General features: G+C 39.9%; 11 protein-coding genes and 1 tRNA gene. 5 read left to right on the top strand and 7 right to left on the bottom strand.

Going from position 1 to position 12,632, the window contains the following annotated elements:
- Positions 1-297 precede the first annotated feature (297 nt).
- The 3 genes from ACTHN6_RS17555 to ACTHN6_RS17545 form a co-directional block, all read right to left on the bottom strand.
- Entirely contained in the window at positions 298-636 is a 339-nt protein-coding gene (locus ACTHN6_RS17555; RefSeq protein WP_440437083.1) for a helix-turn-helix domain-containing protein, read from the bottom strand.
- Positions 637-830: 194 nt separating this feature from the next.
- Positions 831-2,078 carry a site-specific integrase gene (locus tag ACTHN6_RS17550; protein ID WP_440437082.1) on the bottom strand — a complete coding sequence of 416 codons (1,248 nt, stop codon included), beginning with the start codon at positions 2,076-2,078 and terminating at the stop codon, positions 831-833.
- Between the two features lie 298 nt (positions 2,079-2,376).
- A tRNA-Pro gene (locus ACTHN6_RS17545) sits at positions 2,377-2,450 on the bottom strand.
- Between the two features lie 90 nt (positions 2,451-2,540).
- On the opposite strand from ACTHN6_RS17545, the gene ACTHN6_RS17540 reads away from it, so the two are divergent.
- From ACTHN6_RS17540 to ACTHN6_RS17520, 5 genes are all read left to right on the top strand, one after another.
- Positions 2,541-3,800, top strand: a complete 1,260-nt coding sequence (locus ACTHN6_RS17540) for a dihydroorotase (protein WP_440437081.1) — start codon at positions 2,541-2,543, stop codon at positions 3,798-3,800.
- Between the two features lie 11 nt (positions 3,801-3,811).
- Positions 3,812-4,333: a DUF4199 domain-containing protein gene (locus tag ACTHN6_RS17535; RefSeq protein WP_440437080.1), complete on the top strand. Its 522-nt coding sequence runs from the start codon at positions 3,812-3,814 to the stop codon at positions 4,331-4,333.
- A 4-nt stretch (positions 4,334-4,337) separates the two neighbouring features.
- On the top strand, positions 4,338-5,282 hold the full coding sequence (locus ACTHN6_RS17530; RefSeq protein WP_440437079.1) for a glycosyltransferase family 2 protein: 945 nt from the start codon (positions 4,338-4,340) through the stop codon (positions 5,280-5,282).
- The gene (locus tag ACTHN6_RS17525) at positions 5,282-6,427 is read left to right on the top strand and encodes a glycosyltransferase family 4 protein (protein WP_440437078.1); all 1,146 of its coding nucleotides are present in this window, start codon (positions 5,282-5,284) and stop codon (positions 6,425-6,427) included. Before ACTHN6_RS17530 ends, ACTHN6_RS17525 begins: the two co-directional genes overlap by 1 nt.
- A gap of 124 nt (positions 6,428-6,551) precedes the next feature.
- Positions 6,552-9,464 (top strand): FAD-binding and (Fe-S)-binding domain-containing protein, encoded by a 2,913-nt coding sequence (locus ACTHN6_RS17520; protein WP_440437077.1) that lies wholly within the window; start codon positions 6,552-6,554, stop codon positions 9,462-9,464.
- 21 nt (positions 9,465-9,485) lie between these two features.
- On the opposite strand, the gene ACTHN6_RS17515 is transcribed toward ACTHN6_RS17520, so the two are convergent.
- The 4 genes from ACTHN6_RS17515 to ACTHN6_RS17500 form a co-directional block, all read right to left on the bottom strand.
- The gene (locus ACTHN6_RS17515) at positions 9,486-10,067 is read right to left on the bottom strand and encodes a hypothetical protein (protein WP_440437076.1); all 582 of its coding nucleotides are present in this window, start codon (positions 10,065-10,067) and stop codon (positions 9,486-9,488) included.
- 155 nt (positions 10,068-10,222) lie between these two features.
- The gene (locus tag ACTHN6_RS17510; protein ID WP_440437075.1) at positions 10,223-10,963 is read right to left on the bottom strand and encodes an ABC transporter ATP-binding protein; all 741 of its coding nucleotides are present in this window, start codon (positions 10,961-10,963) and stop codon (positions 10,223-10,225) included.
- Positions 10,953-11,780 (bottom strand): ABC transporter permease, encoded by an 828-nt coding sequence (locus ACTHN6_RS17505; RefSeq protein ID WP_440437074.1) that lies wholly within the window; start codon positions 11,778-11,780, stop codon positions 10,953-10,955. The genes ACTHN6_RS17510 and ACTHN6_RS17505 overlap by 11 nt, the downstream gene beginning before the upstream one ends.
- A gap of 160 nt (positions 11,781-11,940) precedes the next feature.
- On the bottom strand, positions 11,941-12,492 hold the full coding sequence (locus tag ACTHN6_RS17500; protein ID WP_440437073.1) for a hypothetical protein: 552 nt from the start codon (positions 12,490-12,492) through the stop codon (positions 11,941-11,943).
- Between the last annotated feature and the right edge of the window lie 140 nt (positions 12,493-12,632).

Below are 12,632 nucleotides of genomic sequence, written 5' to 3'. Positions count from 1 at the left end.
ATGCAATTTTTAAAGTCATGCCAATTACCTTGATTCTCAGCCTTTTTCTCCTGGTTTGGGTGATGGTTACGCTTAATTAAATACGAGAATGTAGAATGAATTCTAATTATCCGACTTGAATTTCGCATTTGTATGATAAAGTCAGAATATTTAAGGGACTTGCCAAAAAAAAATTTAATCTGATTCAAAAAAATTTCTCCTCACTGATTGTAAGATCAAGTATAAAGTTTTACAATTTATACTATGCATTATTTGGATTGATACATACATTATAATTGCTGACACCTAAACAAATCTCTATCTTCTCAAACCCTTCTCTTTGTTCTCCTGAAGTATACGTTGTATGTCTTCATAATCGAAGAAATGAACACCGCCGATTTTGCTATAAGGAAGTACGCCTGATGACTTAAGCGTTTGAAGGGTTCCGATTGAGATATTCAACAATTTGCGTACCTGGTGTGCTTTTAACCACCGCTTTTGTGTTTGCGCTGAATAAGATTTAAAAAGCTGTTCAAACTCTGATAATAGCTCGCTTTTAAATTCAATCAGATGTTCAGCTGTAATAATTTGGTTTGCGAACAATCTTGTTCCCTGGGGATATGGCATTCCCATTCTGATAGATTTTTTTGATTCCATAACTCACCGTTCTTTTTCACATTAATCAAAAATAAATTCAATAGCAAAGTAGTGATTAATCATATCAAATGATATGGTGCTCATAACTCAATTTGAGCTGCATGTTAAGCGATGTTCAAATAGATAAAACTCAATAAAGCATAATTTGTTAAATCATGCTTTATCATAAAAATTCTATTCATTTCATCCAATAATCATATTGCTTTCAGTTTGCTGTTTATAATATCCAACTTGTTTTGCAGTCTTTCCATATCCATTCCAATTTTTGTTTGCGTAACCTTTGCATAGATCATTGTTGTGCTCAGCTTTGTATGTCCCAGCATCTTGCTGATTGATTCGATGGGAACGCCATTGACAAGCGTAACAGTTGTAGCAAACGTATGCCGGGCCAAATGAAAGGTAAGGTGCTTTTTAATGCCGCATACTGCTGCAATTACCTTAAGGCTCCTATTTATTTCCTGGTTGCTTATCCAGGGAAATATTGTTTCCCTTATTTGTTTCTTATTTTCCTGTACATATTTTTCAAGAATCAATAACGCTGGTTTTAATAATGGAACCTGCACGCTCGTTTCCGTTTTTGCCCTGCTTGTCTTTATCCATTTTGAACCATCTATATTATTGATAATATTTTCAGGCTTAAGCATTATTACATCAATATAGGCCAGGCCTGTATAACAACAAAACACAAACAGGTCCTTTACTTTTTGCAATATTTCATTATCGAATATTTGTGTTTCAATAGAAGCAAGTTCATTCAACTGTAAAAACTCCCTTTCGTATCTTTTAAATTTCAACTGGTAATTAATAAACGGATTTTTTTCCATCCATTCATTTTTCACGGCCCAGGTAACCATCTTTTTTAAACGTTCCAGATGTTTCATAGTGCCGTTGTTTGTACAGGGGTCATTTTGTTTTCTTGGATTTGAACGCACATAAAATTCAAAAGCAGTGATGAATTCATAAGTAAGATCTTTTAAGTGGATATCTGCTTTATGAAATTTCTTTTCCAGAAAGCTTTTCAGGTACTTTTCCGTAGTGAGATAATTTTTCATGCTGCCTCTTTTCAGCACCGCATTCATGACAGTATTATGTTCCTGCACAAGCCACAGCATCGTATAATTTTTCTGTTCTTCTGTTTTGCCAATAAGAGCATTTTTTACACTCTCCGCTGTCACTTCTTTTTCCTGCATCAAAAGCTCCCGGTAATGCCTGGCAAGCTTTCCTCTTGTTTCTTCAAGGTAACTGTTGAGTTGTCTTAGTTCTTCATTAAGCGGCCTCGCAATACCCTTGCCTTCATTCCAGTTTTTCTTTTCAAGATAATACTTCAACGATAGTTCGCATCGGGTTTTGTTCACTGTAATCCTTGCATACACGGGCTGTTTACCATCAGCCGGTCTGTTACGGAGTATAAAATGCACTCCGAAAGTGTTTGAACTTCTCATAGAAAATCATTTTTGTGTTATTAAATCTATTTTGCTCATCAGTTTACACGAAACACAGAAAAATGAACTTTAAAAGCTTTTAAATCTACTGCTAACGACAATATCCAAATTGCCTAGCAACTGAAAGCAAGTGCAGTGCACCCGAATTTGCGAACTGGAAGATAATTCACCTTTCAGTTCACCTTATTGTTCGCACAACATTTGATATTTTTTGCAATGATTTGATACGGTAAAAAACAGAAAAGCTTGTAAATCAATGATTTTTTACAAGCTTTTGATGCGGTTGAAGTCTTAAAAGTCGGGTGGACTGGATTCGAACCAGCGACCCCTTGCACCCCATGCAAATACGCTACCGGACTGCGCCACCACCCGAAACCTTTTTTGTTTGCACTTAAAAGGGCTGCAAATGTAAAGGGCTTTTAATTAAAATCAGGTTATATTTGCCAAATTTTGCCGAATTACATGAATATTATACTGCAGCAGGTTTCAATTGCAGATTCAAACTCTCCTTATAACGGAAATAAGAAAGATATTTTAATTACAGATGGCATTATTGCTAAAATTGATAATGCCATTACAGATGAATCTGCACAGGTTTTTACATCAGAAAATACATTTGTTTCTCCCGGCTGGATAGATATTTTTTCGCATGCCTGCGACCCGGGTTATGAATACCGCGAAACAATAGAATCGCTTGCCGCCGCCGCTGCCGCCGGCGGGTTTACGCAGGTGTTTACATTGCCCGATACAAACCCGGTTGTTGATAACAAAACGCAGGTGGAATATGTAAAGCAAAAATCAGCCAACACTAAAATGAATGTGCACCCGCTTGGCGCTATATCTAAAAAAAGAGAAGGCACAGCGTTGGCTGAAATGTATGATATGAAGCAAAGCGGCGCCATTGCTTTTACAGATGGCCTTTACCCGGTTCAAAATTCAGGGTTGTTTTTAAAGGCGCTTCAATATGTAAAAACTTTTGATGGCGTTATCATACAATTGCCGCAGGATAAATCCATCAATGCTTCGGGTTTAATGAATGAAGGAATTGTATCAACCCGCATGGGTTTGCAGGGCATTCCTGCCATCGCAGAAGAACTATTAATTGCAAGGGATATTGAACTGCTTCGTTACACACAATCTAAGTTGCATATAACGGCAATTACTACAAGAAAATCGATCGGATTAATTAAAGCAGCTAAGGCTGAGGGCTTAAAGATCAGTTGCTCTGTTACGCCTTACCACCTGTTTTTTTGTGATGAGGATTTAAAGAATTATGACACTAATCTTAAAGTAAACCCGCCGTTGCGCAGCAAAAGCGATATGATGGCTTTACGCGAAGCTGTATTGCATGGCGATATTGATTGCATCGCCTCGCATCACCTGCCGCAGGATTGGGATAATAAAGCCTGTGAATTTGAATATGCAAAACCCGGTATGATTGGTTTGCAAACCGCATACAGTGTTGTGCAAACCGTACTGCCGGAATTACCGGCAGAAAAAATTGCTGCTTTATTTTCTGTAAATGCCGGTAAAATATTTCAGTTGCCTGCAAGCATAAAAGAAGGCGAAAAAGCATCGCTTACGCTTTTTAATAGAAATGAATTTGTGTTTACAAAAGAAAAAAATAAAAGTAAGTCGTTTAATTCACCGTTTTTTAATGTTGAATTGAAAGGAAGTGTGGTGGGTGTGGTTTCAAAAGGAGCGTTAATTTTAAACAATTAATAAAACTTATTATGGAAAACAAAATAACAACACCACAGGTAAAGGGCTTTATTATATCATTAATATTGATCGTGTACGGCCTTATCATATATTTTGTAGATGGCATGAAGCATCCTGAGCTTTCTTATGTGCAGTATGTGCTTTTCTTAGCCGGCATTATATGGGCTTGCGTCAGTTATTCAAACCAGTTAAATGCCAATGTTACTTTTGGTAATTTATTTGCTCATGGGTTTAAAACCACGGCAGTTATAACGGTGATAGTATTACTTTATACCATACTTGCTTTTAAGGTTTTATTCCCTGAAATGATTGATAAGAGCATTGAAATGACAAGGCAAAAGATGGAAGCAGACGGTAAAGCTTCGGATAGCCAGATAGACCAGACCATTAGTATGATGAGAGAACATTATGTGTTATTTGCAATAGTTGGAGTTATAGTAGGTTTCGCAATCATAGGCGCCATTAGTTCATTAATTGGCGCGGCTATTGCTAAGAAGAAGCCACAGGACCCCTTCGGTAATCAACCAATTTAATTAAATGGATCTTTCGATAGTTATTCCTTTATATAATGAAGAAGAATCGCTGCCTGAATTGTGCGACTGGATTGTACGTGTGGTAACTGCCCATAATTTTTCTTATGAAATTATTATGGTGGATGACGGCAGCACAGATGATAGCTGGTGCATCATTGAAAAATTAAGTGCAGATAATCCGAATATCAAAGGCATAAAATTTCAGCGCAATTACGGCAAATCTGCAGCATTGAATGAGGGTTTTAAAGCAGCACGGGGCAATGTGGTTATTACGATGGACGCCGATATGCAGGATTCTCCCGATGAAATTCCGGAACTCTACCGCATGATAACGGAAGATAAGCTTGATATGGTGAGCGGCTGGAAAAAAGTGCGGTACGATAATAAGCTCACTAAAAATTTCCCTTCAAAGATATTTAATGCCATGGCGAGAAGCATATCCGGCATTAAGCTGCACGACTTTAATTGCGGCCTTAAAGCCTATCGTAAAAAAGTGGTAAAGAGCATTGAAATTTATGGTGAAATGCACCGCAATATCCCGGTGCTTGCAAAATGGTCGGGCTTTAGAAAAATAGGAGAGAAAGTGGTGGAGCACAGGCCCAGGAAATACGGTGTTACCAAATTTGGGTGGGACAGGTTTATTAATGGCTTTCTTGACCTTGCAACATTAACTTTTGTTGGCCGATTCAGTAAAAGGCCTATGCATTTTTTTGGGTTATATGGCACGTTCTTTTTTATCATCGGTTTTTTTAGCAGCCTATACCTCGTCATTGCCAAAATTGTTGATGCAAATTATGGCATTACCAATAAAGCGCTTTTCTATATTGCATTAGCTGTTATGATCATCGGTATGCAATTGTTCCTTACCGGTTTTATTGCAGAGCTGGTAGTGCGCAATGCAACCGACAGGAACAATTACCTTATTGAAAGGAAAGCAGGGTTTAATTAATGCTATCTATAGTTATCATAGGGCCAGCTTACCCGTTGCGTGGCGGCGGGCTTGCGTCTTTTAACGAAAGGCTGGCAAGGGAATTTCAATACCAGCATGATAACGTCACCATATATACATTCTCTTTACAATATCCTTCATTTCTTTTTCCAGGCACTTCTCAGTATTCAAATGAGCCGGCGCCAACAGATTTGAATATTAAAGAAGGTATCAATTCAATCAATCCTTTTAACTGGATTAAGATTGGTCATGAACTAAAAAAATTGCGGCCCGATATTATCGTTGTGCGTTACTGGCTGCCTTTTATGGGGCCATGTCTTGGAACTATTTTACGCGTTGCAAAAAAAAATCATCATACTAAAATCATTTGTATTGCCGATAATATTTTGCCGCATGAAAAACGTGTGGGCGATAAACAATTCACTTCTTACTTTATAAAACCGGTCGATGCTTTTATTACAATGAGTGATAGAGTGATGAATGACCTGCGCTTATTCACTAATAAACCTGCACAAAAACTCGTGCACCCCTTGTATGATAATTTTGGTGATAGGATTGATAAAGCTGAAGCGCGAAAGCATTTGAATTTAAATGTTGATGACCGGATTATTTTATTCTTCGGCTTTATACGTGAATACAAAGGCCTTGATATTTTGCTGGAAGCCATGGCGTTGCTAAAGCAGTCAGCAGTCAGCAATCAGCCATCAGCAATTCCCAAACTGCTCGTTGCCGGTGAGTTTTACAAAGACCGCAAATTATATGATGATATTATCGAACAAAACAATCTTCAGTCGCTGGTAATCTTAAGAACAAATTTTATAGCCGACAGTGAAGTGAAATATTACTTAAGCGCCGCCGATTTTGTTATCCAGCCATACCGGAATGCCACGCAAAGCGGCGTTACGCCTTTAGCCTATCATTTTGAAAAACCAATGCTCGTTACCAATGTGGGCGGCCTGCCGGATCTTGTGCCTGATGAAAAGGTTGGTTTAATTGCAGAGCCCAATGCTGAAAGCATTGCACAAAAAATTAAACAGCTTTATGCGCTTGGTGAAACACACTTTTTACCTTATTTAAAAGAAGAGAAAAAGAAATACAGTTGGGCAAAACTGGTTGAAGCTATTAAACAATCTGTGACCTCATAAACTCTTAAACTCATTTGATTCAATCAGCCGGCAGGCATTAAAGCAACTGCGAACCCGCAATCTTGTGAACTTTTAAACTTCATACAACTTAAATTTGCAGCCTCGTTAAAAGAGGTGCAAGTAAATGAAAGAGCAATTGCAGCAGTTAGCCCAAAGTCTGGATGGTGAATTTTATACAGATAAAACAATGCGCATTTTATACGCTACCGATGCGTCGGCGTACCGCGAAATGCCGTTGGCAGTTGCTATCCCCAAAACCAAAGAAGATATAAAAAAACTGATTGCCTTTGCCCGCGATAATAAAACTTCATTAATTCCAAGGACTGCAGGAACATCACTTGCCGGGCAGGTGGTGGGTAACGGGATTATTGTGGATGTGTCAAAAAATTTTACAAAAATTCTTGAATTAAATCCGGCAGAAAGATGGGTGCGTGTACAGCCCGGCGTTATACGCGATGAGCTTAACATGTTTTTAAAACCACATGGTTTTTTATTCGGGCCTGAAACTTCAACTGCCAACCGCGCCATGATGGGCGGCATGGTGGGCAATAATTCCTGCGGCTCTAACTCTGTTGTTTACAGAAGCACCCGCGAACATTTGCTGGAAGTAAAAGCTTTTTTAAGCGATGGCAGCGAAGCGGAGTTTAAAGCATTAAACATTGATGAATTTCATGCAAAATGCGAAGGCGAAACCCTTGAAGCAAACATCTATAAAAACATCCGCAGCTTATTAAGCAATTATGAAAACCAGCAGGAGATAAGAAAAGAATTTCCGAAGAAAAGTATTGAAAGAAGAAATACGGGGTATGCTGTTGATGTGTTATTGGATACAGCGCCTTTCACTGCGGGCGAACCGGATTTTAATTTCTGCAAACTCATTGCCGGTTCTGAAGGAACGCTTGCCTTCATCACTGAAATAAAACTGAATGTTGTTCCGCTGCCGCCAAAAGAAACGGGCCTGCTTTGTGTGCATTTTAATAATGTGGATGAATCGCTGCGGGCAAACCTTATCGCTTTACAATATCATCCCACAGCAAGTGAGCTCATCGATCATTTTATTTTAGAGTGTACAAAGGATAATATCGAACAAAGAAAGAACCGCTTTTTTGTGCAGGGCGATCCGGGCGCTATTCTCGTAATTGAATTTAAAAAAGATACAAGGGCAGAAATTGAAGTCATTGCAAAACAGGTGGAAGCCGGGATGCGTGCGGCGAACCTCGGTTATCATTTTCCTTTATTGTTTGGCGAGGATACAAAAAAGATATGGAACCTGCGTAAAGCTGGGCTAGGTTTATTAAGCAACCTGCCCGGCGATGATAAAGCCGTACCAGTTATTGAAGACACCGCGGTTGACGTAAATGACCTGCCCGCTTTTATTGAAGAGTTCAATGTTATCCTAAAAAAATATGACCTGTATTCTGTGCATTATGCGCATGCAGGCAGCGGCGAAATTCATTTACGGCCCATCATTAATTTAAAAACAGAAGAAGGCAACCGGTTATTCAGGACAATTGCCGAAGAAATAGCCACGCTTGTAAAAAAATACCAGGGTTCCTTAAGCGGCGAGCATGGCGATGGAAGATTACGTGGCGAATTTATAAAGCAAATGGTGGGTGAAAAAAACTACCAGTTATTGCGGCAGATAAAACAAGCCTGGGACCCGCAAAATATTTTTAACCCGGATAAGATTGTTGATACACCTTCCATGAACACGATGCTGCGGTATACGCCGGGGCAGCAAACACCAAAGTTTAAAACGTTGTTTCGTTTTTACAACCAGGATGTATTGCAGCATGCAGAACAATGCAATGGCAGCGGCGATTGCCGAAAAACGCATTTATCAGGTGGCACCATGTGCCCGTCATTCATGGCCACACGCAACGAAAAAGATACAACAAGGGCAAGGGCTAATATCCTTCGTGAATTTTTAACCCATTCAGATAAAATCAACCGCTTTGATCATAAGGAAATTTATGATGTGATGGATTTATGTTTGAGCTGCAAAGGCTGCAAATCCGAATGTCCTTCCAACGTTGATGTGGCTAAGCTCAAAGCTGAATTTATGCAGCATTACTATGATGCGAATGGTGTTCCTTTCAGGAGCAGGCTTATTGCCAACTTCACTAAATCTGCAAAGCTCGGCGCTTTGATGCCCGGCCTTTACAATTTTGCAGTAAAGAATAAAACCATCAGCCATGTTATAAAAAAAATATCCGGCTTTGCCGTGGAGCGTTCTTTGCCCACTGTATATAAAACAACATTGCGGAGCTGGTATGAAAAAAGGCAAAAGGCGGAAGGCGTAGGAGGGAAGGCCGTTCACTTCTTCTGCGATGAATTCACCAATTATAACGATACGGAAATTGGTATCAAAGCTATTCTCCTGCTTGAAAAATTAGGTTATGAAGTAATTATGCCGGCGCATGAGGAAAGCGGCAGAACCTGGCTTTCAAAAGGGCTGATACGCGATGCAAAAAAGATCATTAATAAAAATATTGCAACGCTTCATCCTTTAATAACAGAAGATAAACCGCTTATTGGCGTTGAACCTTCGGCCATACTTACTTTCCGTGATGAATATGTTGATCTTGCTGATGATGATTTGTTTGAAATAGCAAAAGCGCTTTCAAAAAAAGTGTTTACAGTAGAAGAATTTATTGCGCGGGAAGTTGATAAAGGCAACATTACCGCGCAACAGTTTAAAACTGAAAAAAGGAATATAAAACTGCATGGCCATTGCCAGCAGAAAGCGTTATCATCTGTTGCACCAACCGAAAAGATTTTATCATTGCCGGAAAATTATTCGGTAACAATCATACCTTCCGGCTGCTGTGGCATGGCCGGTTCTTTTGGATATGAAAAAGAACATTATGACCTGTCGATGAAAATAGGTGATTTGGTATTATTTCCTGCAGTGCGTAATAAAACAGAAGACACTATTATTGCAGCGCCGGGCACAAGCTGCCGCCACCAGATTAAAGATGGCACTAAAGTGATAGCTAAACACCCTGTTGAAATATTATATGAATCGTTGATATAAACCGCGAAGTGCTTTCTGTTGTCATTTGTTTCGAGATTGCGCTTTATAATTCCGTATAAAAATATACATGAACGCTACTATAACGGCGTAGGTTAAAATATTAAAACTGGTATGTGCATCAAACCGCATTGGATAGCGCCAGTGATTATGCAGGCTTATTACAATGGTAATTACCCTGAATATATTTACCGCGCAAATGAGAATGATGCCTGTTGTTATCCATTTCAATTTATATGTTGCAGAAGCCTTATGTGCCGTTATAAATCCCGCCCATAAGCTCATGGCTCCTGCGCCAAGACAGCCCCAGGCAATATTTACACCGCCACCGCCTTCCATAATAATATTAGCCGGATTTTTCTGAGAAACTGTGTAGCCTGCCAGCTTAAGTAATAACACGGAGGTTTTGGCTATAAAAATAGTGAGCCATTCGGGCAAGTTGGCGTATTTGTCCAGGAAAGGAGAATAGAGCTTGCCGCCAGGTGAGGTAATGCCCACATACAGGTAAAATCCCTGCAGCAATATCACATACAACAGCACAAACAGCAGGATATTAAACCCGGTTTTTTTATTGGAAAACAATGCAGTTTTAGTAATGGTTTGCACTTGCAGTTATTGCTTTATTAAAACAAAAATAGCTATTAAAGCGTGATAGTTTATTCACGCCGGGCACACGCATTTTAATTATAAAGCCATAGCAGCGATATAGCACCGGAACATTTACCTGTCAATATAATTGCCGCATTGTCGTAATGATTTGTTTACACAACAATATCCCTTAATATGCCAAGTTCTTCAAGAATTTCCTTCATTGCCTTAACCACTTCGCTGTCTGTTAAACCTCTCGGCTTTGTTGCTGTAATTTCCAATTCTTTCAATATAGTTGCAGGCCTTTTGGATAATACCAGCACACGGTCAGCCAACTGTGCCGCTTCTTCAATATCGTGCGTAACAAAAATTACAGTACGCGGCCTGTTTTCAAGCAGGCGCACCAGTTCATAACGCATGCGAAGCCTTGTTTGATAATCCAGTGCAGAAAAAGGTTCATCCATCAGCAGGATATCAGAGTTGCCGGCAAGCGCCCTTGCGAGCTCCACACGCTGACGCATGCCTCCCGATAATTCATGCGGATAATGGTTCTTAAAATCTTCCAGATGAATGAGATCAAAAAGCGATTGCAGTTCTTCTTCACGTTGCCGTGCATCGCCCACAGAACGCAATCCCATACTGATATTTTGTGAAACGGTGAGCCAGGGAAAAAGGCCGTCTTTCTGGTATACCGTGCGCATAACGCCTTCCCTATGTATAATTCCGGAATCCGGTTGTATATGGCCGGAAAGTAAATTCAGTATGGTTGTTTTGCCGCAGCCCGACGGGCCTACCAGCACCACAAATTCCCCCGGATTTACAGTGAGATTCAGGTTTTGAAGCACAGGCATTTTTCCAAAGCTTAAAGAAACATGCTGCAGTGTAAGCCCCTTGTTGTGTATTCTATCTTTCATATCCCCAGCGTACGTTTGGTAATTTTGAAAACTGTAATAAAAAGCGGTCGATACCCATTCCCAGCAGGCCAATCACTATCATATAACATGCAGCCGAATCGAGCCTTAACCCGTTTCTTGCTTCCCATATTCCATAACCTAAACCATCCTGGCAGCCCACCATTTCAGCGGCAACAATCACCACCCAGGCTATACCATAACTCACACGAAGCGCTGTTATGATTTGTGGCAGCACTGCCGGGAAAGTTACTTTGGTAAGCAATTCTGCTCCTTTATAATTATAATCCTTCGCTACCCTGAAATAAATAGCGGGAATAGTAGCCACGGCTGACATGGTAGCCAGCGCCAGCGGGAAAAAAGTAGCCATGAAAATAAGAAATATAGCAGGCTTATCGCCTATATGAAACCAGAGTATGGCGAATGGAATCCACGCAAGCGGTGAAAGAAAGCGGAAGAAATTAAGCATGGGCAAAAAAGCCTGTCTTCCTGTTAAATGTTGCCCCAGCCATAAGCCTGCGGGAATGCCCAGTACGGCAGAAATAACAAAGCCAACTGCAACACGCCATAATGAAGCAACAATATCATTTAATAAACTGCCTGATTCAAAATCTTCTACAAAACTTCTTGCCACGGCGCCGGGCCCCGGCATGGCGTAAGATGGAAAAACATTAAAGTGAACAAGAAAATACCAGATAAGCAAAGCACCGAGAAAAACAGAAAAGGGCAATAAAAACGTGCGCCAGCGGCTGGCCTTGTAAGTGCCGGCAGGCCTGTTTTGTACAGGTGCAGATAATTTCCGGGAGTTGAATGACGTCATTGAGATTTATTTCTTCGTAACAAATGTTGAATAATATTAAGCCCGGAGCATCAAACTCCGCAAACTTTTCATTCAAATAATAATATTGATGTTGAAATAGCTAACCCGCTACTAATAGCATAATGATTTTACCGGGCATAGAGGCTGCGCAGTATTGTGGTCATATTATTTCAGGAGGTTTTTCGGGCGATGCGATATAAAAAGAGCAGAGTGCATAATCGTTTTTATTTGCGTACCATTGAGAGAGACCGGAAATGCACGCAGGCAGGTCGTAACCGGTTTTATTATTATATTCAAAAAAGAAAAGCTTTAACAGCGAGATCATGGCTTGCTGGTGGGAAGAAGACGTTTGCGCATCGCCGGCAGTTTTTGCATACGCCCCTCTTGCATCACACAGTTTGCTTTTTTCATTGTTGGCAATACATTGCAAAATCAAAGTATCATTAGCCAGTTTGCGTTTTACATAATTATAAAAAACACCATTGATCTTTACTGTGCCATCACAACGTTCAAATTCACTTTTGTCGTTGGTGTACGGCATATTAAGCGGTATTTTAATCGTTAAGAGGTCTGCATCGTTATATTGATTGCTGTTTAATTTTTGCACCAGTGATTTATCGGCTTTCTGTTCCAGGTAACCTAACACAAGCCGGTAACCCGCCAGCGTAAATAAGTGGATTGATAAAAGCAATATGGCAACAAAATTTCTCAACAACAGCTATTTATGGCATAAAGATACGGGTATTGCCAGTTGCATTCAAATCAACGCTGTGTATAGGCTTGCAAATCAGGAAAGATGAAGCTTGCAGTATAACTTCAGTTTACGATTTTGTCTCAACATTTTCAGCTTTC

Source organism: Parafilimonas sp., from assembly GCF_051953455.1.
Classification (GTDB): Bacteria; Bacteroidota; Bacteroidia; order Chitinophagales; family Chitinophagaceae; genus Parafilimonas.
This window is presented reverse-complemented; position numbering and strand designations above follow the sequence as displayed.